The organism is Sorangium sp. So ce1153 (assembly GCF_051521595.1).
GTDB lineage: Bacteria > Myxococcota_A > Polyangia > Polyangiales > Polyangiaceae > Sorangium.
In genome coordinates, this window is the sequence record NZ_CP150361.1 from 13493619 (window position 1) to 13517715 (window position 24097).

Annotated in this window: 7 protein-coding genes; all 7 read right to left on the reverse strand. The window is 73.8% G+C overall.

From position 1 onward, the window contains the following. Positions 1-2 precede the first annotated feature (2 nt). Genes WME85_RS49180 through WME85_RS49210 form a run of 7 tightly spaced genes read right to left on the reverse strand, consistent with a single transcriptional unit; the run spans position 3 to position 23736 of the window. Positions 3-7862: an amino acid adenylation domain-containing protein gene (locus tag WME85_RS49180; protein WP_437832128.1), complete on the reverse strand. Its 7860-nt coding sequence runs from the start codon at positions 7860-7862 to the stop codon at positions 3-5. A gap of 9 nt (positions 7863-7871) precedes the next feature. Continuing rightward, the gene (locus WME85_RS49185) at positions 7872-9002 is read right to left on the reverse strand and encodes a TauD/TfdA family dioxygenase (RefSeq protein WP_437832130.1); all 1131 of its coding nucleotides are present in this window, start codon (positions 9000-9002) and stop codon (positions 7872-7874) included. After that, positions 8999-9220: an MbtH family protein gene (locus tag WME85_RS49190; RefSeq protein WP_437305955.1), complete on the reverse strand. Its 222-nt coding sequence runs from the start codon at positions 9218-9220 to the stop codon at positions 8999-9001. The genes WME85_RS49185 and WME85_RS49190 overlap by 4 nt, the downstream gene beginning before the upstream one ends. A 50-nt stretch (positions 9221-9270) precedes the next feature. Further along, positions 9271-11658, reverse strand: a complete 2388-nt coding sequence (locus tag WME85_RS49195; RefSeq protein ID WP_437832133.1) for a penicillin acylase family protein — start codon at positions 11656-11658, stop codon at positions 9271-9273. Then, complete coding sequence (locus WME85_RS49200; RefSeq protein ID WP_437832135.1) at positions 11655-13481, reverse strand: cyclic peptide export ABC transporter; 1827 nt, start codon at positions 13479-13481, stop codon at positions 11655-11657. Before WME85_RS49200 ends, WME85_RS49195 begins: the two co-directional genes overlap by 4 nt. Continuing rightward, positions 13478-18379 carry a type I polyketide synthase gene (locus tag WME85_RS49205; RefSeq protein ID WP_437832137.1) on the reverse strand — a complete coding sequence of 1634 codons (4902 nt, stop codon included), beginning with the start codon at positions 18377-18379 and terminating at the stop codon, positions 13478-13480. Before WME85_RS49205 ends, WME85_RS49200 begins: the two co-directional genes overlap by 4 nt. Next, complete coding sequence (locus WME85_RS49210; protein ID WP_437832139.1) at positions 18376-23736, reverse strand: amino acid adenylation domain-containing protein; 5361 nt, start codon at positions 23734-23736, stop codon at positions 18376-18378. The genes WME85_RS49205 and WME85_RS49210 overlap by 4 nt, the downstream gene beginning before the upstream one ends. Positions 23737-24097: the final 361 nt, after the last annotated feature.

The window sequence follows — 24097 nt, forward strand, 5'->3', positions numbered from 1 at the left end:
GTTCACCTTTGGAGCTCGTCGAGGAGAGCGCTCCACTCTTCCGCGGAGAGGCCGGCATCAGGGGTCTCGGGGGCGGGCGGCGGCGCGGGCGGCGCCTCCTCTGGCGCGTCCGCCACGGTCAGCTGCGCCGCGGCCTCGGCCACGGTCGGGTGCTCGAAGAGCAGCTTGGGGGTCAGGCGCAGCCCCCGCTGGGCGGCGCGCGCGATGACCTGCAAGGTGACGATCGAGTCGCCGCCCAGCTCGAAGAAGTTGTCCTCGACGCCGACCTGCGCGCGGTGCAGCACCTCCGCCCAGACCTCCGCGAGGATCCGCTCCGCCTCGGTCCGGGGCGCTACATAGGGACGATGGCCGAGCGCCGCCGCCTCGGGGGCGGGGAGGGCGCGGCGGTCGACCTTTCCGTTGGGGGAGAGCGGGAGTCGGTCGAGGGCGACGATCGGCGCCGGCACCATGTAGGCCGGGAGCGTCTCGGCGAGCCAGGCGCGCAGCGCCTCGGGCTCGAGCGCGGATCCATCGCGGCCCGCGACGTAGGCGACGAGTCGCTTTCCGCCGTGGGCCTCGTCGCGTGCGACGACGACGGCCTCGTGGACGTCCGGGTGCTGGAGCAGGCGCGCCTCGATCTCGCCGAGCTCGACGCGCAGGCCGCGGATCTTGACCTGGTGGTCGAGGCGTCCGAGGAACTCGATGGCACCGTCGGGCCTGTGTCGTGCCAGATCCCCTGTCCGATACAGCCGCCCTCCGGGCGCGGCGCCGAACGGATCGGGCACGAAGCGCTCGGCGGTGAGGGCGGGCCGGCGGTGGTAGCCGCGGGCGAGGCCGACACCGCCGATGTGGAGCTCGCCGGGTACGCCGGCGGGCACGGGCTGTCCGTGTCGGTCGAGCAGGTAGATCTGCGTGTTGGCGATGGGGTGCCCGATGGGGACCGCGGCGTCCTCTGGCCTGCAGGCCCAGGCGGTGACATCGATGGACGCCTCGGTGGGCCCGTAGAGGTTGTGGAGCTCGGCGTCGGGCAGGCGCTCGAAGCAGCGGCGCGCGAGCTCGGCGGGCAGGGCCTCGCCGCTGCAGATGACCCGGCGCAGCGAGCGGCACGAGTCGGCGCCGGGCGTCTCCAGGAAGGCCTGGAGCATGGGCGGGACGAAGTGCAGGGTGGTGACGCTGTGGCGGGTGATGAGCTCCACCAGCCGCTCGCCGTCGCGGTGGTCGCCGGGGCGCGCGACGACGAGGCCGGCGCCGGTGATCAGGGGCCAGAAGAACTCCCAGACCGAGACATCGAAGCTGAAGGGGGTCTTCTGCAACACCCTGTCTTCGGCGGTGAGCCCGTAGCGCTCCTGCATCCATTGCAGCCGGTTGAGCAGGCCGCGGTGGCTGTTGCCGGCGCCCTTGGGCCGGCCGGTCGAGCCCGAGGTGTAGATGGTGTAAGCGAGGTGGTCCGGCGAGACCGGGATGCCGAGGTTGCCAGTCGGTTCCCTGTCAATCTGGGCGCGGTCTACGTCGAGGCAGAGCACCTTGGCGCGGTGGGCGGGCAGGCGCGAGGCGACGGGCCACTGGCTGAGCAAGACGGGCGCGGCGGCGTCCTCGAGCATGAAGGCGATGCGGTCGGCGGGGTACTCCGGGTCGATGGGGACGTAGGCGCCGCCAGCCTTGAGGATGCCGAGTAGCCCGACGACCATCTCGACGGAGCGCTCTGCGGCGATGGCGACGAGCCCGTCGGGCGCGACGCCGCGCCGCCTGAGCGCGTGGGCGACCTGATTGGCCCGCTGGTTGAGCTCTCGATAGCTCAGCCGCTTCTCGTCGAAGATCACGGCCACGGCGTCCGGCGTCCGCTCGACCTGCGCCTCGAACAGCTCGTGGACGCGCCGCTCGTCCGGATAGGCGCGCTCGGTCGCGTTCCACTCCTTCACGACGCGCCGGGACTCCAGCTCGCCGGGGAGCGACAGCTCGCCTACCTTGGCCTCGGGCCGGCGGGTGAGCTGCCGGAGCGCCTCCTCCACGAGGCCGAGCAGGCGGGAAGCGGCCTCCTCGTCGAACCGCCGCCGGTCGTAGGACAGGCGGAGCTGGAGCTGACCTCCCGGCAGGACGGCCAGGGTGAGCGGGTAGTTGGTCTGGTCCGCGAAGGCGACGTCGCGGACGCCGAGCCCGGGCAACCCCTCCTGGGTCCGAGGATCGGTGGGGTAGTTCTCGAAGACGAGCAGGCTCTCGAACAGCGGCTGTCCCGCCGGGATCGCGCTGTACGCGCGCGCCTGCGCGAGCGGCGTGTGCTCGTGGGCGCCGAGCTCGGTGGTCGTCTGCTGGAGCTCGCGCAGCCAGCCCGCGACCGTGGCGGCCTGGGGCACGGCCACGCGCAGGGGCAGCGTGTTGATGAAGAGCCCCACCATGGCCTCGATCCCGGCCAGCGGCGCCGACCGCCCGGCCACCGTGATCCCGAACAGCACGTCGTCGTTCCGCGCGGCCCGGCTGAGCAGCAGCGCCCACGCGGCCTGGACGAGCGTGCTCGTCGTCACCCGGTGCTGCTGCGCGAAGCGCTGCAGGCGCGCCGTGGCCGCCTCCGACAGCGCCACGATCTTCGCCCCGTACCCGCTCGCCCCGTCCGTCAACGTCTCGCACGTCTCGCGCGCCTCGCGCGTCGCGCGCCCCACGCCGTCGAGCGGCAACGGCGTCGCCGCGCTGAAGCCCGAGAGCGCGCCTCGCCAGAACGGCTCCTCGGCGCCCGCGTCCCGCGCGCGCAGCCAGCCGATGTACTCGCGGTAGCGCCGGCGCGCCGACAGCGCGACAGGCCGGCCGCTGCGCAGGGCGTCGTAGGCGGCGAAGGCGTCCTGCAGCACGAGGGACGCCGCCCACCCGTCGAGGAGGAGGTGATGGTGGCTCCAGAGCACGTGGTACGCCTCGTCCCCGAGGCGCAGCAGCGAGACGCGCGTCAGCGGCCCCCGGGCCAGGTCGAAGCCCCTCGCGCGATCGGCGTCGATGCGCGCGGCCATCCGCGCCCGCTGCTCCTCGGCCCCGGCGCCGCGGACGTCCTCGAGCTCGATCTCCACCGCCCCTGCAGCGTCCCCGCGGCGCACGATCTGGAGCGGCTCGTCGGCGCCTTCCCACGCGAAGGTCGTGCGCAGGACGCCGTGGTGCTCGACGACGGCCTCCCAGGCCCGGCGGAACGCGTCGAGGTCGAGCGCCCCCTCCAGCCTGCACGTCACCTGCTCGACGTAGACGCCAGAGCCGGGCTCCCAGAGGCTGTGGAAGAGCAACCCCTGCTGGAGCGGGCTCAAGGGATAGACGTCCTCGACGCCGCGCCCGGCCCCGAGCAGGCGGTCCAGCCTGGCCTGGTCGAGCCGCGCGAGGGGGAAGTCCGAGGGCGTGTACCCGCCGCTGTCCGGCGCGAGGCAGTGCGCGACGAGGGCGCGCAGGCGCGCCGCGAAGTCCTCGCTGAGCCGCGCCATCGTCTCGGGCCGGTACCGGGCTCCGCTGTAGTTCCACATCACCCGGAGCCGCCCGCCGACGATGGCCGCGTCGACCTCCAGCTCGTAGCCCCGCGGCGCGCGCGGGTCGTGGTCGCGCCCGACGTCGCCCTCGGCGTGCGCGAACAGCGCGCTCGACGCGAAGAGGTCGTCCCACTGCCCGAGGTAGTTGAAGCTCACCTGGGGCGCCGCGCGCTCCCGGAGCCGCGCCGCCCGCTCGTCCTCGCCCAGGTACCGGAGCACCCCGTACGAGGCGCCGCCCCGGGGGACGGCGCGGAGCTGCTCCTTCGTCGCCTTGAGCGCGCCGTCGGGCGCCGCGCCGGCCGGGACCTCCAGCCGGACGGGGTAGATGCTCGTGAACCACCCGACGGTCCGGGAGAGATCCAGGTCGTCGAGCGCGTCGCGCCCGTGCCCCTCCAGGTCGATGAGCACGGCCGGATCGCCCGTCCACCGCGCGAGCGCCCCGGCGAACGCCGCGAGCAGGACCTCGTCCACGCGCATCCGGTACGCGGGCGTCGCCTGCAGCAGCGCGCGCGTGTCGTCGGCGCCGAGGAACTGCGTCAGGTAGACCGTCTCCGCCTCGAGCGACCCGCCGGCCGGATCGTCCGCGGGCAGCGCCGCCGTGGGGCGGCTCGCCGCGAGCCACGCCTCCGCCTGGCGCGCGACCTCCTCGGACCGGGCGTGCGCGCAGAGGCGCCGGGCCCACGCGCCGTACGAGAGGGTCTCGTCCGGGAGCTGGATCGCCTCGCCGCCGTGGTGCTGCTGGTAGGCGGTCTGGAGATCCTCGATCAGGATCCGCCAGGAGACCGCGTCGACGACGAGGTGGTGGGCGATGAGCAGGAGGCGGCCGGGGCGGTCCGGGCCCAGCTCGAAGAGGACCGCGCGGAGGAGTGGCCCCTCGGCCAGGTCGAGCCGCGCCTGGTGCTCGCCTGCGGCGCGCGCCAGCGCCGCGGGTTGCGCCTCGGCGGGGAGGTCCGCCAGGTCGACCAGCTCGACCCGCGCGACCGCCTCCGCGGCCGAGCCTCCGTGGCGCTGGCGCCATCCGTCCGCCTCCCGCGTGAACCGCAGCCGCAGCGCGCCGTGGTGCTCGGCCGTCGCCTGGACCGCGGCCGTGAGCGCCTCGAAGGAGACCCGCTGCCGCAGCTCGAGCAGCACCGTCTGGTTCCAGTGGTGCGGATTGGGCCCGCCCAGCTCGAAGAACCAGCGCTGGATCGGCGTGAGCGGCGCGTCGCCGGTGAGCTCTGCCTCCGCGACGGGCGCCGACGCGGGCGCCGCCACCGCGGCCAGGTCCGCGACCGTCTGGTGCTGGAAGATCTGCCGGGGCGTGAGCGAGAGGCCCGCGGCGCGCGCGCGGGAGACGACCTGCAGCGCGAGGATCGAGTCGCCGCCCAGCTCGAAGAAGTTCTCCTGGACCCCCACCGCAGGCCGACCCAGGAGCTCCGCCCAGATCCCCGCGAGCGCCGCCTCGGCCTGCGTGCGCGGCCCGAGGGCCGCGCCGGCCGCCTCGACGGGCGCCGGCAGCGCGCGCCGGTCGATCTTGCCGTACGGCGTGTGCGGCAGCTCCTCGAGCACGACGAACGCGGACGGCACCATGTAGTCCGGCACCTGCTCCTTGAGCGCGCGCCGGAGCTGCTCCGGCGAGACGCCCGCGCCGGCCGCGACGTACGCCACGAGCCGCCGCTCCTCCGCCCGGTCCTGCCGCACGATCACGACCGCCTCGCGCACCCCGGGCTGCTCGCCGAGCCGCGCCTCGATCTCCCCGGGCTCGATCCGGAAACCGCGCAGCTTCACCTGGTGATCGACGCGGCCGGCGAACTCGAGCTGCCCGTCGGCCCGCCACCGCGCCCTGTCGCCCGTCCGGTAGAGCCGCCCTCCTGGCTGCTCCGCGAAGGGGTCGGGGACGAAGCGCTCCGCGGTCAGGTCCGGGCGCGCCCAGTACCCGCGCGCGAGCCCCTGGCCGCCGAGGTACAGCTCTCCGACGACGCCGGCCGGCACCGGCTGGCCCGCCGGGTCGAGCACGTACGCCCGCGTGTTCGCGATCGGCCTGCCGATGGGGACCGCCCACGCGTCGCGCGGGTCCGCGGCGGTCAGGTTGCTGACCGTCGCGGTCACGGTCGTCTCGGTCGGGCCGTAGGCGTTCAGCAGGCGGACGCGCCCTGCTCCCGGCGCCGCCCGCCAGGCGCTCACGCGCTCCGGCAGGGCCGCCTCGCCGGTGATCACCACCTGCCGGAGGCACGGCGGCAGGGTCGCGCCCTCGGCGAGCCCCGCGACGATGCGGTGCCAGTACATGGTCGGCAGCACCGCCGCGGTCACGCCCCACGCGCCGCACGCCGAGAGGAACCCGGCGACCGACTCGAGCATGGCCTCGGTGCGCAGCACGAGCGTCGCGCCCCGCGCGAGGCACGGGAAGATCTCCTCCGCGCTCGCGTCGAAGCTCAGCGACGCGAACTGCAGCACCCGGTCCCTCGACGAGATCTCGTAGACCCCCGCCGCCACGTCGACGAAGCTCGCGATCGCCCGGTGCGGGATCACGACGCCCTTCGGCGTCCCCGTCGAGCCGGACGTGTAGAGGATGTAGGCCGCCTGCTCGGGCGCCGGCTCGCCGGCCGGCGGGGGCGGTGCGGAGGAGAGCTCGCGGCGCACGCACGTCCAGCCGGCGTCGAGGTCGATCACCTCCACGCCGGGCAGCTGGCCTGTCGCCGCGTCGCCCTGGGCGATCACCACGCGGATCCCGGCGCCGCCGATCAGCGCGGCGATCCGGTCCCGGGGGAGGTTGGGATCGAGCGGGACGTAGGCGCCGCCCGCCTTCAGCACGCCGAGCACGGCGGCGATCATCTCGATCGAGCGCGGGAGGCAGAGGCCCACGCGGACCTCCGGCCCCACCCCGCGCCGCCGGAGCAGCTGCGCCAGCTGGTTGGCCCTGCGATCGAGCTCGCCGTACGAGATCCGCCGCTCCTCGTGGACGACGGCCGTCGCCTCGGGCGCGCGCGCGGCGTGCTCCTCGAACATGCGGTGCACGGCGCGCGGGGCGCGGCGGAGCGCCCCGGTCGTCCGCCACCCGAGCACCTGCCGCTGCTCCTCGGCCGCGAGCATCGGCAGCTCCGACAGGCGCGTCGCCGGGCTCGCCGCCGCGCCTGCGAGCAGGCGCAGGAGGTGGTCGGCCATCCGCGCGATCGTGGCCTCGTCGAACAGGTCGGTGTCGTACTCGAGGGCGCCTGCCAGCCCGTCCGCGTCGGGCGCCATGTCGAGCGAGAGGTCGAACTGGGCGCCGCCCACGTCCAGATCGAGCAGGCGCACCCCGAGGCCCGGGATCTGGAGCGGCCGCCCGAGCACCGGCTGGAGCGCGAACATCACCTGGCAGAGCGGCGCGTGGCTCAGGTCCCGGACCGGGCTCACGGCTTCCACGACCTGATCGAAGGGCACCTCTTGGTGCGCCTGCGCCGCGCGCACGGTCTCGGTGACCCGGGCGAGCAGCCGCGCGAACGGCGGATCCCCGGAGAGGTCGGTGCGGAGCACGACGGTGTTGGCGAAGCAGCCGACGAGCCCTTCCAGCTCGGCCCGGCTCCGGTTCGTCACCGGCGTGCCCACGCTGATATCGAACGTCCCCGCGTGGCGGGCGAGGAGCGCCTGGAACGCCGCCATCAGCACCGCGAAGAGGGTCGTCTCCTCGCGGCGCGCGAGGGCGCCGAGCGCCTCGGCGAGCGGCCCGGGCACGCGGAAGAACCGCCGCGCTCCCCTGTACCGCTGGGTCGCCGGCCGGGGGCGATCCGCGGGCAACTCCAGCACCCCCGGCTGCCCCGAGAGCTGCTCTTTCCAGAAGGCGAGCTGGGCCTCGAGCAGCCCGCCCTCGACGCGCTGGCGCTGCCAGTGCGCGAAGTCCGCGTACTGGAGCGTCGGGTCGGCGAGGGGGGCGGGCTGGCCCGCGACGAACGCCGTGTACAGCGCGGCGAACTCCGCGAGGACCACGCTCGTGGACCACCCGTCGAAGACGATGTGGTGGACCACCCAGAGGAGGACGTGTTCTTCCGGGCCGAGCCGCAGGAGCGTGAGCCGGAGGAGCGGGCCGTTCACCAGATCGAACGGGCGCCGCGCCTCGCGCTCGATGAGGCGCCGGGCCTCGGCGTCTCGCTGCGCCGGCGGCAGGGCGCCGAGGTCGAGCCGCTCGAGGCGCAGCGCCCCTTCGGGCTGGACGACCTGGGAGGGCTGGCCGTCGACGACGGCGAACGTCGTGCGCAGGATCTCGTGCCGGCGCACGATCTCGGAGAGGCACCGCTCCACGACGGCGACGTCGAGCGACCCGGTGAGCCGCACGGCCGTGGCCAGGTTGTAGGAAGCGCTCTCCGGCTCGAGCTGGGCGAGAAACCACAGCCGCTCCTGGGCGAAGCTCATCGGAAAAACGAAGACATCCTCACGCATGAAAGAACCTCAGGAGGCTTTGGCCCGGTACGGCTCGGCCATGGCTACAAGGACCTTGCGCGGCCCGCGGAAGGGCGCGCGCCCGTGGGCGACGAGCATGTTGTCCGCGAGGAGCACGTCGCCCTCTCGCCAGGCGAACTCCACGGCGAGCTGCCTGTACACGTCGCGGATCTCGTCGAGCGCGGCGCCCTCGATGGGCGATCCGTCGCCGTACAGGGCGTTTCGGGGCAGGTCCTGCTCGGTGAAGATCGAGAGGAGCGCCTCTCGTGTGGCCGGGTCCAGGTTGGAGACGTGGAACAGGTGGGCCTGGTTGAACCACACGTGCTCGCCGGTGCGCGGGTGGGTGGCCACGGCCTGGCACACCTGGCGAGTGCGCAGCTCGCCGTCGGCCTTCCACTCGCACGCGATGCCTGCCGCCCGGCAGAAGCGCTCGACCTCGGCCTTGTCGTTCGTGCCGAAGACCTTCTGCCACGGCAGGTCCAGGCCGTTTCCGTAGTTGCGCACGTACATCACCCGCTTTGCCGCGAAGCGCTCCCGGATCCGGGCGGGGATGCGCCGGAAGACCTCGCGGCTGTCGGCGAGCGGGGTGCTGCCCCCCTCGGGCGCGGCCGCGGCGCAGTGAAACCAGATCTTGAGCGGCCAATCGAGCGTGTACGACTGCTCGTTGTGGAGCGGGATGTGCTGGTGAGCGGGGTACTCCGTCGACGTGTAGATGCGGTCCTGCACGTGGGAGCGCGGCGTCGAGCCGAACGTGTAGTCGAGCAGCTCCGGCGTCACGAGCCTGACGAAGGCGTGGAAGTCGGCGGTCGACCGGACCGGGAAGCCGCGGAACAGCACCGCTCCGTGCCGGGGGAGCGCCTCTTCCGCGCACGCCCGGATCTCCGCGGCGAGCGCGTGGACGCTGGCGTCGTCGCCGCGGCCGGCAGGGCTCGCGACGAGCGGCAGCGCGCCGCCGGGGAAGCAGGACCGCGAGAGGCCTGCCGCCTTGCGCCGCGCCGCGTCCTCGGGCGCCTGCCGCGATGCCGCCGACATGGCCTCTGGCGTGGCCGCCGACATGGCCTCTGGCGTGGCCGCCGACATGGCCTCTGACGTGGCCGCCGACGTCGCCTCCGACGTGGACGACGCGCTCGCGTCGGTCACGACGACCGGCCCTCTTCCATCTGCTTGCGGAGGCTGAGCGGCCGCATGTCGGTCCAGACCTCCTTGATGTGCTCGAGGCACTCCGCCTTGGTGCCGGCCTTGCCCGCGTCGCGCCAGCCGACGGGGTTCTCCCGGTATTCGGGCCAGATCGAGTACTGCTCCTCGTGGTTCACGACGACTTTGTAAATGGTGTTGTCTTCATGCTCTTCGTTCGCCATGGGACTCCTCCGTTCGAGGTGCGTTGTCTTTTGAGGTGAGGTGATCGACGTCATCGGCGCTCGGGGACGAGCGTGAGCGTGTGCGCGGCCGGGCCTGCCAGGAGCGGCAGCGGGCGGCCGTCGACCCAGGCGCGCTGCTGATCGCGGTAGTTGGGCGACAGCGGGTCTCCCGATTGCCCGGCCGGCATGTGCAGGATCCCTTCCGCTTCGTGTCCCGGCGAGACCACGAGCCGCTCGCTGGCGGCGAGCGAGTCGCTCGCCAGGCGCACGCAGACATCGCACCCCGGGAGCGGCTCGTCGGGCATGTTGAGGCGCGCGGCGAGCTCCGGCGTCACGGCGAGCGGGTGCGCGATCTGCACCCGGCTCACCGCGCCCCACGCGATCTGGTCGACGGGCCGCCCGCCGTGCTCCTGCTGGATCGCCTTCGTGGCCTTCTCCAGCGCCGCGAGGACGAAGGCGTCCCAGCCGCCCTCCGGCGCCGGCACGAGCTCGGCCGATCGCGCCTCGAGCGCGCGCTGCAGGGGCGTGTCGATGTCGGTCAGCTCGAGCTCCAGGGTCGGCTCCGCGGCGCGGCTCGCGCCGAGCCACGCGGCGAACACCTCGTCGGCCAGGACGTGCCGGAGCCGATCGAGGAGCGGCAGCCCGACGCTCGACGCGTCGGCCCGGCCGTCCCACGCCATCACCGCGCGCCGCGCCTCGGCGAGCGCCGGCCGCCTCGACACGGCCTCGTCGGTGAGCGCGCGCAGCGCGAGGTCGCGGTAGAAGCCGTAGAACTCCGCCTGCGTATCGAGCTGCAGCGCCAGGAGGTCCGCCTCGGCGACCTCTCGCGGCTCGCGCAGGCGCTCGGTGATGCGGTAGGCGCGGTAGCCGTTGGCGTAGTCGCGGCCGAGCGCCGGCGCGCCCTCGCCGAGCGGCATGCGGTGGTTGGCGTTGACGACGAACCCCGCCGGCGGATCCACGATGCGCGGCAGCGCGGCGGGGGGCAGGTAGCCGTCCCAGCCCGCGCGCCCGTCCGCCCAGGAGACGCTCACCGACCCGTCGAACCCGCGGCGCCGGGGCACGCGCCCGGTCACCGTCCACGCGACGCGGCCGCGCCGGTCGGCGAGCAGGACGTTGCACCCCGGCCCGCCGGCGGCGTTCATCACGGACGCCGCCTCCTCGACGCTCCGGGCCCGATCCATCTCGAGGAGGCCGAGGTCGACCCCCTCGGGGTCGAGCGCCGTCCAGCGGACCGCCACCTTCGCTCCGAGGAGCGGCCGCGGCGCGACGGGTCCCCAGATCGTCCGCTGGGCCGTGACGGTGACGTCGGGCTCGCCGCGGACCTCGATCGTCTCCTCGGCCACGTCGAACCGCCGCCACCCGGAGGGCGTCCGGTACTCGTCGGGGCGCTCCGGGTGGACCTCGATCTGGACGAGATCCATCACGTCGCCGTCGAGGCTGGTCATCCCCCAGGCGACGTGGCGGTTCGTCCCGACGATGAGCATGGGCACGCCGGGCAGCACCACGCCCGCCACCTCGCTGTCGCCGTAGCGGAGCTCCGCGCGATACCAGATGTTGGGGACACCGAGCTCGAGGTGCATGTCGTTCGCGAGGAGGGCGCGGCCGTCCTTCGTCCTCTGGCCGGCCACCGCCCAGCCGTTCGAGCCGACCGGCGCCGCGCCGGAGGCCGGGCTGAGCACCCCGCCGCGCCACGCCTGCGCCCCTCGGCTCTGGGCCACCAGCGCGCGCAGCTCCTCGGCCGGCAGCGGGGGAGCCGCGGGCGCCTGCGCGCCGAGCAGCGCTCTTGTGTACGGGTCGGTGCCTTCGAGCAGGAAGGACGTCACGCCCTTCGGGAGGCTGCGTGTCAGGACCGTGCGTGTCCGCTCCAGGTCCTCGGTGACGCTGAGGGCGTTGAACATCCCCAGCACCACGAGGACGCTGTCCTCCGGGCGCCACGGCTCGGGCCGATAGCCCAGCTGGCGGAACTCGACGGGGAGCGTCTGCGCGCTCCGGAGATAGGCGTTGACGCCCTCGGCGTACGCGTCGAGCGCGGCGCGCTGGCGCTCCGGGAGGCGCGCGAGGATCGCCGACGCGGCCTGCGGGACGCCGTAGAGCCGCTGCCGGGTATCGGCTGGCAAGAGATCGCGCCCGAGGACCTCCGCGAGCCGCCCGCCGCTGCTCCGGCGGAGCAGGTCGAGCTGGAACAGCCGGTCGCGCGCCGTGACGACGCCGAGGGCCCGGAGCGCGTCCAGCCGCGAGGCGGCGCGGATCGTGGGGATCCCCAGGCGATCGGACGTGACGGTCACGGCGCCCTCCAGGCCAGGCACGGCGAGCGTGCTGCCGCCGGCGCGCGGCGCCGGGGCGCGGGCGGCGCCCTGGGTCCCGTCGGCGCAGCCGGCGCCGGCGATCGTCAGCGAGGCGAGCGCCGAGAGGACGAGTGATCGGACGCTGCGGCTCATATCTCCTGCTCCGCTACCTTGAGGTTGTCGTGGCCGCGGACACCGGTCTCCGGCGCGGCCTGCTGCTCGATGTGGAGCGGGTGGACCTCCGCGGATCTCACCCGACCTCCCTCGTCGACCTCGTCGACGCGCGCGCTCGCGGCGCGCTCTTCCCGCGCCGATCGCCGCTCCGCGCCGTCCGCCGCGGGGGTCGCTGGCAGCTCGGTCAGGCGGCCGAAGTCGAGCCGCAAGCAGCGATCCGCGAGCGCGAAGTACTGGTCGTCGTGCGTGATCACGAGGGCGGTCTTGCCCCTCGCCCGGAGCTCCGGGAGGAGCTCCGTGTAGAAGATCTTCCGGAACTGCGGGTCCTGGTCGGAGGCCCACTCATCGAAGACGTAGAAGGGCCGGTCTTCGAGGTAGGCGGTGACCAGGGCGAGGCGCTTGCGCTGCCCCTGCGACAGCCCGCTCACGCGGAGGGCGCCCTCCTCGACGCGCACCCGGTGATCGAGCTGCAGCCGCTCGAGATAGCGCCGGGCGCGCTCGTCGAGGTCGGGGCCGTTCAGGCCGAGCAGGTGCTCGAAGAGGTGGTATTCGCCGAAGACGACCGAGAAGAGCTGTCGATACCTGTCGCGGCTCTCGTCGTCGACGGGCGCGCCGTCGAGCCGTATCTCGCCGGACTCCGGCGCGTAGAGCCCGAGGAGCAGGAGGGACAGCGTCGTCTTGCCGCTGCCGTTGCCGCCCACGAGGAACACGAGCTCGCCGGGCTTGAAGGTCAGATCGATGGGCCCGAGCTGGAAGCTGCCTTCTTCCTTCTCCCGGTAATAGCGGTGCGTGACGCCGGACAGCGCGATGCGCTCCCACGCGCGCGGGGCCTCCGCGGCTCCGCGCGCCAGCGTCTCTCTCGCTTCGCGCTTCGCCTCTGGCGTCAGCGCGAGCCCGAGCTCGCTCACCTTCGCGAGCGCGATGCTGGCTCGCCCGACCGCCGGCAGGAACTCGACCGTCTGCGCGAAAGGCGTCATCAGGAAGAGCATCGCCAGCACCACGCCGGACACCGCCGGCGGCGTCAGCCCTGCCCAGGCCGGGAGTGCGAACAGGGTGAGCCCGAGGACGGCGTAGAAGAGCAGCGTGCCCCAGCCCATCGCGACGGCGTACTCGGTGGTGCCCGCCACGAACTCCCGCTCGTAGGTCGCCACGCTGCCGCCGAGGACGTCGGAGAGGAACGCCCGGCTGCGCCCGCCGTGCATCTTGAGCTCCTTGATCCCGCTCGTCAGCCCGCGGAAGTGCTGGAACAGGGCGTCGCTCGTCTCGCGGGCGCGGGTGAAGGCGCGGATCGCGCGCCCCTCGTGGGCGCGGAAGAGCGCGGCGCCGACCGCCATCGCGCCCAGCACGATCGCGAGGGCAAGCCACGAGATCCGCCCGATATAGGCCAGGCAGCCGAGGACGGTGGCCACGTTGACGCAGAGGAGGGGCAGGTAGACGTATGCCTGCGTGATGACGGCCGGATCGTCGTTGAGCGCCGCCAGGAGCCGGTGGGGGCCGAGCTGCTCGATGTGGCGCAGCGGGGCCTCGAGGATGCGCTGGCTGAGCTGCATGCGCAGCTCCGCGATCATGGCCTGTCCCAGCCGGGTCAGGAGCACCTGGGAGACGGCCCTGCTCAGCACCGCGAGGGTGGCGAGCCCCGCGAAGGCCCACGCGAGCTGCGCCGCGGGGTGGCCGTCCGCGGAGAGCGCCTCCTGGACGAGCGCGATGACGCCGGCGCTCGAGAGCCCGCTGATCACGCCGGCGGCGATGGCGAGGAGCAGGGGCCGGCGCGCGCGGCGCACGAGGAAGCCGAGCACGCTCATCGGCCCTTCTCCTTCGGCGGGAGCGGCTGACCCTTGGTGGCTGTCGGCTCGCCGCTCGCGCCGCCGTCCGGGCCGCCGTCCGGGCCTGTCGGCGCGCGCGAGCTGCCGGCGCCGGGGAGCCGCCTCGCGGTCCGGGGCAGCGCGACGAGGGCCGGCTCGGGGCTCGCGGCGGGCGCTTGTCGCCCTCGCGCCTCGTGGACGCGCTCCGCGAGCGCGGCCACGGTCGGCCGCTCGAAGAACTCGCGGAGCGACAGCTCCACCTGGAACGTCTCCCGGACGCGGTTGAGGATCTGCAGGGCGAGGAGCGACTCGCCGCCGAGCTCGAAGAAGTCTTTCCTGGGGTCGACGGGATCGACGCCGAAGGCGCGCGCCCAGATCGCCGTCACCTGCTCGTTCACCGCCTCGGGCGACAGGCTCTCGCCTGGGCTGGCGGCTGCTTCCCCGGCGTGCCGGCGCGGCGCTCCGGGGCCGGCGGCCGCGGCGGTGTCGCCGGCGCCGAGCCGCCGGGCCAGGGCGGCGCCCTCGTCGTCCCTGGGCAGGCCGGAGAGCGGGCGGATCGAGACGATCACCTGCGGCAGCGCGGCCTGGCTCAGGATGCGGTGGAAGACCTGCTGCCCTTCTTCCGGGCTCATCCCGTCGAGGATCACGTCGTCGATCCCCAGGGCCAGGAGGCGCGCCTCGGCGCGGGCGGCCATGCCGACGTTCCGGAGGCGGTCGAGGTTGACGGAGACCGTGTACGGGCCTGCCCTGCGCGCGCAGGCCTGCGCGAACGCGTCGAGGAACGCGTTGGCGGCCGCGTACCCGGCGCGCGCGAGGCCGCCGCTCAGCGCGGTGACCGAGGAGCAGAGCAGGACGAAGTCGGGCTTGCAGGAGCGGGCGATCTCCTCGATCGACAGCGCGCCGAGCGCCTTGGGGTTGAGCTCCGCCTCGAGCGCGTCCGCCGTGAGCCGCTCGATGAGCCCGCCGGCTGCGATCCCGGCCGCGTGGATCACGCCGTGCAGGGCGCCGAAGCGATCGAACGCCTCGCGCGCGGCGGCGCGCATCTGCGCGGGGTCGGTGACGTCGGCGCGCAGCGTCACGACCTCGGCGCCGGCCTGCTCGAGCGCCTGGAGGCGCAGGCGCTGCTCGTCGGTCGGAGAGGAGCGGCCCGTGAGGATCAGCCGCGCGCGCGCCGTGCGGGCGAGGTAGTCCGCGAGCAGCAGCCCGACGCCTCCCAGCCCGCCGGTGATGAGGTAGACGCCGCGCTCTCGCAGCGAGGGGGGTGCTCCTGGCGCCGCCGCCAGCGGGACCGGCTCGACGGCGGGCACCCAGCGGTGGTGTCCGCGGTAGACGACGACGGGATCGCCGGCGTCGGCGTGCGCCTCCGCGAGGATCCGCTCGACGAGCCGATCGGCCTCCGCGGCGTCGGGGGTGGGGGCCTCGAGGTCGACCACGCGGCAGCGCACGTGCGGGAACTCCAGCGGGACGCTGCGGCAGACGCCGAGCAGCGGGGCGTGCTCGGGGCGCAGGGCTTCGCGGCCGGTCAGGTCGTGCAGGCCGGCGGCGAGCGTGATCAGGTGGGCGTTTCCCGGCTGCTTGCCCAGCGCCCGCGCCAGCCAGAGCAGGCTCATCGAGCCCCGGCGCTGCGCTTCCCGGAACGCGCCCGGGCTGAGCTGCGCCTCGCGCGTGTCGTCGTGGCCGTCGCGCGGGCCGCCGAGGCTGAAGGCGTGCACGACGCGTGCGGGCTGGAGCGCGCCTGGGTCGAGCTCGCGGGTCAGCGCGGCGTAGTCCTCGGGCTGGTCCGGGCGGAGCGTGAAGGAGCGCTCCGCGAGGCGCTCGAAGCGCTCGCCGCTCCTGATCCGGGTGACCCGCCGGCCGGCGCGCTCGAGCCGCTCTGCGATCCGGAGGCCGAGCGCCTCCTCATCCACGAAGACGAGCCAGTGCGCCGCGTCGGTCTCGGGCGCGATCGGCAGCGGCTCCAGCGGGGAGCGCTTCCAGGAAGGAATGTAGAAAATTCCGTTCCTAAAAGATGTGTGAACCGAGGCGGACCCGACCGAGGTTGAGGCGGACCCGACCGAGGTTGAGGCGGACCCGACCGAGGTTGGGGCGGACCCGACCGAGGTTGAGGCCGGCCCGACCGAGGTTGAGGTGGACCCGACCGAGGTTGAGGCGGACCCGACCGAGGTTGAGGCCGGCCCGACCGAGGTTGAGGCGGACCCGACCGAGGTTGAGGCGGACCCGACCGAGGTTGGGGTCGTCTCCGGTCTTTCCAGCCAGTACCGCTTTCGCTCGAACGGCGTCGCTGGCAGCGCGACCCGCCGCCGGTGCCGCCCCCCCTGCAGCCCTGCCCAGTCCAGGGGCGCGCCGGCCACCCACAGCTGCCCGGCCGCGTCGAGCAGCGCCGCCCCCGGCGCCGCTGTCTCGCGGGCCGCGGGCATGGACGCCAGCGCGAGCGACCCCGCCGCCACCTGCCGGCACAGCGCGGTGAGCGTCTGCCCCGGCCCCACCTCGAGGAGGATCCGCGCCGGCTGCTCCTGCAGGGTCTTCACGCCGTCGGCGAAGCGGACCGTGCTCCGGAGGTGCCGCACCCAGTAGTCCGGGTCCTGCGCCTCGGCCGCGGTGATCCAGGTCCCGGTGACGTTCGACACCCACGGCGTGCGCGGCGCGCGCAGCGTGGTCCTCGCCACCGCGTCGCGGAACGCGGCGAGCGCGCCGTCCATCAGGTGGGAGTGGAAGGCGCGCCCCGTGCGCAGGCGCCGGGCCTCGATCCCGCGGCCGGCGATCTCGCGCTCCACCCGCTGGATCGCCGCCGCCGACCCGGACAGCACGCACTGCCGCGGCCCGTTCACGGCCGCGAGCGCGACCCCCTCGCCGAGCCAGCCCCCGACCTCGGCTTCCGGCGCCGACACCGCGAGCATCGCGCCGTCCGGCGTCGCCTCCATCAGCCGCCCCCGCGCCGCGACGAGCGCCAGGGCGTCGTCGAGCGACAGGCACCCTGCCAGGCAGGCGGCCACGTACTCGCCCACGCTGTGCCCGAGCATCGCGTCCGGAGTCAGCCCCCACGCCATCCACAGCCGCGCGAGCGCGTACTCCACGACGAACAGGGCCGGCTGCGTCATCGACGTGCGATCGAGCCGCCTCCCCGCTTCCTCGCGGTCCGCTGGCGCGGGGAACAGCGCCTTCCGGATGTCCGTGCCCAGGTGGCGCTCGAGCCGCGAGGCGCAGGCGTCGACCTCGTCCCTGAACACCGGCTCGGTCTCGTACAGATCGCGGCCCATGTCGGTCCGGTGGGCGCCCTGTCCGGGGAACAGGAACGCGACCGCCCGCGGCCCGGCCACCGGCGCGCCGGAGCGCAGCGCGTCCCCGCGCTCGCGCAGCGCCCGCGCTGCCTCCTCCCGCGAGCGGCACACCACGGCGCGGCGGTGAGCGAACGCCCGGCGCCCGAGCTGCTGCGTGTGCGCGACGTCGCCGAGCTCGAGGTCGGCGTGGTCCTCCAGGTGCTCTGCGAGCGCGTCGGTCAGGCGCTCGAGCGACGCGCTCGACCGGGCCGACAGCACGAGCAGCTCGCACGGCCGCGGCGGGTCCGCCTCCCGCGGGGCCGGCGCTTCTTCGAGGACGACGTGCGCGTTGGTGCCGCCGAGGCCGAAGGAGCTCACGCCGGCGCGGCGCGGCGCGCCGGTGGGCGACCACGCTGCGAGCTCGGCGGCCACGTAGAAGGGGCTCTTCTCGAGGTCGAGCGCGGGGCTCGGCGCGCGGAAGTGCAGGCTCGGCGGGATGCGCCCGTGGGCGACGGCGAGCGCCGCCTTGATCAGCCCGGTGACCCCCGCGGCCGCGTCCAGGTGCCCCACGTTGGTCTTCACCGACCCGATCGCGCAGAAGCGCTCCCTGTCGGTCGTCGCCCGGAAGGCCTGCGAGAGCGCCGCGATCTCGATCGGATCGCCGAGCGGCGTGCCGGTGCCGTGCGCCTCCACGTAGGTGATGGAGTCCGCCTCGACGCCCGCGGCCGCGTGGGCGGCGCGGATCGCGCGCGCCTGGCCCTCGACGCGCGGCGCTGTGTAGCCGACCTTGGCCCGGCCGTCGTTGTTGACGGCGGATCCCTTGATGACCGCGACGATCGCGTCCCGATCGGCGATGGCGTCGTCGAGCCGCTTCAGGAGGACCACGCCGACGCCGCTGCCGCCGACGGTGCCCTGGGCTGCGGCGTCGAAGGCGCGGCAGTGGCCGTCGGGCGACGCGATCGCGCCTTGCTGGTAGAGGTACCCGGTCCGTTGCGGGACGCTGACCGACGCGCCGCCGGCCAGCGCGAGATCGCACTCGCCGGTGAGCAGCCCCTGGCAGGCCAGGTGCACGGCGACGAGCGACGTCGAGCAGGCCGTCTGCACGGCGATGCTCGGGCCTTCCAGGTTGAGCTTGTACGACACGCGGGTCGTCAGGAAGTCCTTGTCGAGCGCGAGGAGCGCCGCGACGTCGGCCGCTGATTGCAGGCGCGGCCCGCCGGGGAAGTGGTGGGCCAGGTACCCGCTCAGGCTCGAGCCGGCGTAGACGCCGACCGGGCCGCCCGCGCGTTCCGGATCGATCCCGGCGTTCTCGAACGCCTCCCACGCGCACTCCAGGAACAGCCGGTGCTGCGGGTCCAGCGCGGCGGCCTCGCGCGGCGTGAAGCCGAAGAGCTCGGCGTCGAAGAGATCGATGTCGTCGAGCACCGCCCGCGCTCGCACGTAGTCGGGCCGCGCGATCAGCGCCGGGTCCACGCCTGCGGCGACGAGCTCCTCGTCGGTGAGGATCGAGACGGACTCGACGCCTGCGCAGAGGTTTCGCCAGAACGTCGCCACGTCCCTCGCGCCTGGAAAGCGCCCGGCCATGCCGATGATCGCGATCTCCAGGCCCGGGCGCGGCTCGCCGCTGCTCGGTGTCGTCATGACTTCTTGGTCTCCAGCTCGCCGCGCCGCCGCGCGAAGATCTCCCCGCGCCGCTGCTGCGCGGCCTTCGCCCGCTCGTCGTTCTTCTCTCTGGCCTGGGGTGCCGGCTCGGCGCTGGCTTCCTGGCTCAAGGCCGCTGCGAGCGAGGCGATGGTGGGGTGTTGAAACAGCACCAGCATCGGCAGCCCGCGGTCGACCTCCTCGCGCAGGCGGCTGTGGACCTTTGCCAGCAAGAGCGAGTGTCCGCCGAGATCGAAGAAGTTGTCGTCGACGCCGATCTGCGGGGCCGGGAGCACGTCTCGCCAGATCGCCGCGATGGTGCGCTCGAGGTCTGTTCGTGGCGGCGTCACGGCCCTGGCCGGCGCGTCGAGCTGCTCGGGCGCGGGCAGGGCGCGGCGGTCGACCTTTCCGTTGGGGGAGAGCGGGAGTCGGTCGAGGGCGACGATCGGCGCCGGGACCATGTAGGCCGGGAGCGTCTCGGCGAGCCAGGCCCGCAGCGCCGCTGGCTCCGGCGCGGATCCATCGCGGCCGGCGACGTAGGCGACGAGTCGCTTTCCGCCGTGGGGCTCGTCTCGTGCGACGACGACGGCCTCGTGGACGTCCGGGTGCTGGAGCAGGCGTGCCTCGATCTCGCCGAGCTCGACGCGCAGGCCGCGGATCTTGACCTGGTGGTCGAGGCGTCCGAGGAACTCGATGGCACCGTCGGGCCTGTGTCGTGCCAGATCCCCTGTCCGATACAGCCGCCCTCCGGGCGCGGCGCCGAACGGATCGGGCACGAAGCGCTCGGCGGTGAGGGCGGGCCGGCGGTGGTAGCCGCGGGCGAGGCCGACGCCGCCGATGTGGAGCTCGCCGGGTACGCCGGCGGGCACGGGCTGTCCGTGTCGGTCGAGCAGGTAGATCTGCGTGTTGGCGATGGGGTGTCCGATGGGGACCGAGGTCGAGGCGTCCTCTGGCCTGCAGGCCCAGGCGGTGACATCGATGGACGCCTCGGTGGGCCCGTAGAGGTTGTGGAGCTCGGCGTCGGGCAGGCGCTCGAAGCAGCGGCGCGCGAGCTCGGCGGGCAGGGCCTCGCCGCTGCAGATGACCCGGCGCAGTGAGCGGCACGAATCGGCGCCGGGCGTCTCCAGGAAGGCCTGGAGCATGGGCGGGACGAAGTGCAGGGTGGTGACGCGGTGTCGCGTGATGAGCTCCACCAGCCGCTCGCCGTCGCGGTGGTCGCCCGGGCGTGCGACGACGAGTCCAGCGCCGGTGATCAGGGGCCAGAAGAACTCCCAGACCGAGACATCGAAGCTGAAGGGGGTCTTCTGCAGCACCCTGTCTTCGGCGGTGAGCCCGTAGCGCTCCTGCATCCACCGCAGCCGGTTGAGCAGGCCGCGGTGGCTGTTGCCGGCGCCCTTGGGCCGTCCGGTCGAGCCCGAGGTGTAGATGGTGTAAGCGAGGTGGTCCGGCGAGACCGGGATGCCGAGGTTGCCAGTCGGCTCGCTGTCGATCAGGGCGCGGTCTGCGTCGAGGCAGAGCACCTCGGCGCGGTGGGTGGGCAGGCGCGAGGCGACGGGCCACTGGCTCAGCAAGACGGGCGCGGCGGCGTCCTCGAGCATGAAGGCGATGCGGTCGGCGGGGTACTCCGGGTCGACGGGGACGTAGGCGCCGCCAGCCTTGAGGATGCCGAGCAGCCCGACGACCATCTCGACGGAGCGCTCTGCGGCGATGGCGACGAGCCCGTCGGGCGCGACGCCGCGGCGCCGGAGCGCGTGGGCGACCTGGTTGGCGCGCTGGTTGAGCTCTCGATAGCTCAGCCGCTTCTCGTCGAAGATCACGGCCACGGCGTCCGGCGTCCGCTCGGCCTGCGCCTCGAACAGCTCGTGCACGCGCCGCTCGTCCGGATAGGCGCGCTCGGTCGTGTTCCAGCCGGTGAGGAGCTGCTCCCGTTCGGCCGCATCCATCATCGGCAGATCGCCCAGCCGCGCCTCTGGACTGGCGGCGAAGCCGTCGAGTATCGCCAGGAGGTGCCGTGTCAGGCGCGCGACGGTGGCGCGATCGAAGAGGTCGGTGTTGTACTCCCACGCGCCGCGCGCTCCCTGGCCGTCCGCGGCCAGGTTGAGCGCCAGATCGAACTGGGCCGTACCCGTGTCGATCCGCTGCGCGCTGCTCGACAGGCCGGGGATCTCCGGCGCCGGCTCGGGCGTCGGATCCATGGCGAGCATCACGTTGAACAGGGGCGTGTGGCTGAGGTTCCGCTCGAGGGAGAGCGCCTCCAGCACCCGCTCGAACGGCACCTCCTGGTGCGCTTGCCCCTCGGTGACCGCCGCGCGGACGCGGGCGAGGAGCTCCGTGACGCGGGGGTTCCCGGAGAGGTCGACGCGCAGCGCCAGCGTGTTGAGGAAGCACCCGACGACGCCCTCGAGGGCTGCCCGCGGCCGCGCTGCGACCGGCGTGCCGATGCAGACATCGCGCTGGCCCGTGTACCGGTGCAGGAGCGCGAAGAGCCCCGCTGCCACGGTCGTGAACAGGGTGGCGCCCGCCCCGCGCCCGAGGGTGGCCAGCCGCGCCACGAGCTCCGGCGGCAGCGCGAGCTCCTCGCGCGCGCCCGCGTAGGTCTGGATCGAGGGACGCGGCCTGTCGGTGGGGAGCTCGAGGGGCGGCACAGGCCCCTTCAGCCGTTCGCGCCAGTACGACAGCTCCCGCTCGCGTGCCGCCGCCGGCTCGCTCCGGCGCTGCCACAGCGCCTGATCCGCCGGCTGGAGCGGGAGATTCGCGAGCTCCGGGGCGCGCCCCGCGGAGAGGGCGGCGTACAGCCGCGAGAGCTCCCGCAGGAGCACGTTCATCGACCAGCCGTCCGCGATGAGGTGATGGCAGGTGAGCGACAGCGCGTGCTCCCGCTCGCTCACGCGGAGGAGCGCCCAGCGCACCGGCGGCTCGTCGAGGTCGAACGCGCGCCGCGCCCCGCTGCGGAGGCGCTCTTGCAGCGCCGCTTCCCGCTCCTCCTCGGCGAGCGCGCTCAGGTCCTCGAGCGGCAGCGCGACGGGGGCGGGCGGCGCGATCCTCTGGACGGGCTGCCCCGCGACCGAGGGAAAGCTGGTGCGCAGGGCCTCGTGGCGGGCCACGAGCGCCGTCACCGCCTGCTCGAGGGCGCGCGGGTCGAGGGCTCCGGAGAGCCGCAGGGCCACCGCGATATGGTAGACGGGCGCCCCGGCGACCAGGTGCTCGAGGAACCACAGGCGCTCTTGCACGAGGGACAGCGGCAGTCGCTCCGGCCGTTCTCCCGGCGTGAGCGGCGCAACCTGCGCGAGCGCCGCGGGGCCGCCGGTCGAGCCGCCCGCGGGCGCGCTGCCCTGCCTCGCCTCGATCCAGGCCGCGAGCGCCGCGACCGTCGTCGACTCGAAGAGCTGCGCTGGCCCCACGTCGGCGCCCACGGCCTCGCTCACCCGGCCGCTCACCTGCATGGCGCGCAGCGAATCTCCGCCGAGGCTCAGGAACTCCTCGTCCCGGCCGACCCGGGCGCGCCCCAGCACCTCGGCCCAGATGCCTGCCAGCGTCGACTCCAGCGCCGTGCGCGGCGGCTCCGCGACCTCGGCCTCCGCCGGTGCGCGCGCGTCGAGCGTCGAGCGCCACACGGCGTCCAGCGAGCCGTCCAGGAACCGCGCGCGGCACGCCCTCCGTTGCACCTTGCCGCTCGTGGTCCGCGGCAGGCTCCCCGGCTTGATGAGCACGACCGCGTGGACGGCGACCTCGTGCCGGTCGGCCACCGCGCTCTGGATCGCCGCGCCGAGCTCCGCCGGATCCGCCGAGGGGGAGGCGCGCCGTCCGAGCTCCTGGACGATGACGACGCGCTCCTCGCCGTCGACGTCCACGGAGAACGCCGCGCCGCCGCCGGCGCGGAGGCTCGGGTGGCTCTCCTCCGCGGTGATCTCGAGATCTTGAGGATAGATGTTGCGCCCGCGGACGATGATCAGGTCCTTGAGCCGCCCGGTCACATAGAGCTCGCCGCGCGAGAGGAACCCGAGATCGCCAGTCCGCAGGAACGGCCCTTCTCCCGTGGACAGCCGCGCTCCGAACGTGTGCGCCGTGTCCTCCGGCCGTTCCCAGTAGCCCTGGGCAACGCTCGCTCCGGCGACCCAGATCTCGCCGACGCGCTCCTCGTCGCACGGCCGGCGGCTCTCTGGATCGACGATCAGCACCTGTTCGCCGCCCGGCGGCCCCCCGCAGCCCACCAGGGTCGACCCGGCCTGCGGATCGCGCGGATCGAACACGACGAGCCCCTGCCCGAGCGCGGCGCGATCGACCGTGCGGGTGACCGGGGGCGCCTCCGGCGCGCCGCCGCTGACGAGCAGCGTCGCCTCGGCCAGACCGAAGCACGGATAGAGGGCGGCGCGCCGGAACCCCGACGGCGCGAACGCGTCCGCGAAGCGGTCGAGCGTCGCGGCGCGGATCGGCTCGGCCCCGTTGAACGCCACCTTCCAGGAGCTGAGGTCGAGCCCTTCCCGCTGCTCCGGGGTGATCTTCGCGACGCAGAGATCGTAGGCGAAGTTCGGTCCGCCGCTCGTCGTGGCCCGGTAGCGCGAGATCGCGTCGAGCCAGCGCCAGGGCCGCATCAGGAAGTGCTCGGGCGACAGCTGGACGCAGGGCACGCCCACGTAGAGCGGCTGAAGGATGTTCCCGATGAGCCCCATGTCGTGGTGCGGGGGCAGCCACCCGACGATCAAGCTCTCCTCGGTGTGCCCGAAGGCGCGCTGGATCATGCGCTCGTTGCTCAGCAGGTTGCCGTGCGTGAGCACCACGCCCTTGGGCGCTCCGGTCGAGCCCGACGTGTACTGGAGGAAAGCGACGGAATCGGCCGTCACGCGCGGCGGCCGGAAGCCGTCTTCGACGCCGGGAGGGGCCTTGTCGATGGCCACGCAGCGCAGGCTGCGGAGCTCGGCGAGGGCCGGATCCTCGGCGAGCATGGCCACGCTGCTCACGAACGCGTCGAGCGTCAGGACGACGCTCGGGCGGCAATCGCGCACGATGGAGAGCACGCGGAGCAGCCCCCGCTTTCGCTGCGGCATCGGGACCGGCACCGCGACGAGCCCGGCATAAAGGCAGCCGAAGAAGGCGGCGATGAACTCGAGTCCTGGCGGCACCAGGATGAGCGCGCGCTCGCCCGGGCGCGCGTCGAGCTGCGCGGCGAGCGCTCGCGCCCACCGATCCAGCTCGCCGTAGGTCAGCGAGCGAGCGTCCGTCTCCCCGTCGAGCAGGAAGGTATAGGCGTGCGCGGACGGGCGTTGCTCCGCGCGCCGCCTGAGCAGCGCGACGAGCGTTGCGGGCTCGGCCGCGTCGCGATCGCTGATCGCGCGCCCCTGTGATCGGTTCGACTCCATCGCCACCTCAGCTCCAGCTCGAAAAAGAAAGCCCGACGACGAGTCCGGCTCGCTCGCCAGGCCCGGGCCCTGAACCCGATAACGCTTTGCGTCATGAGCGGAGGGCGCGAGATCACGCCCTGCGACCGCTGCGTTTCGCACGCCGGGTCATTTTCATTTTTGAAAATGAAAATGATGATCAATATCTAGACGGCGGTTGTATGGAATACGAATCGGGTGCATGTCAAGGAAAAAATGGAAAGAAGCGGCGACCAGAAGCTGGCTCTGCGCCGTCCTGGAGCTGGTTCCGGGCCGTAGAGATGAAATTGATTTCGGTTTTCAATTCAGGTACCGAGGTCTTCACGGCCATGGACGCCTGTCC

Excerpts from the sequence above, each read along its gene's own strand:
- WME85_RS49190 (WP_437305955.1), bottom strand. The coding sequence starts at position 9,220 with ATGGCGAACGAAGAGCATGAAGACAACACCATTTACAAAGTCGTCGTG.
- WME85_RS49210 (WP_437832139.1), bottom strand. The coding sequence starts at position 23,736 with ATGGAGTCGAACCGATCACAGGGGCGCGCGATCAGCGATCGCGACGCG.
- WME85_RS49205 (WP_437832137.1), bottom strand. The coding sequence starts at position 18,379 with ATGACGACACCGAGCAGCGGCGAGCCGCGCCCGGGCCTGGAGATCGCG.
- WME85_RS49195 (WP_437832133.1), bottom strand. The coding sequence starts at position 11,658 with ATGAGCCGCAGCGTCCGATCACTCGTCCTCTCGGCGCTCGCCTCGCTG.
- WME85_RS49200 (WP_437832135.1), bottom strand. The coding sequence starts at position 13,481 with ATGAGCGTGCTCGGCTTCCTCGTGCGCCGCGCGCGCCGGCCCCTGCTC.
- WME85_RS49180 (WP_437832128.1), bottom strand. The coding sequence starts at position 7,862 with ATGCGTGAGGATGTCTTCGTTTTTCCGATGAGCTTCGCCCAGGAGCGG.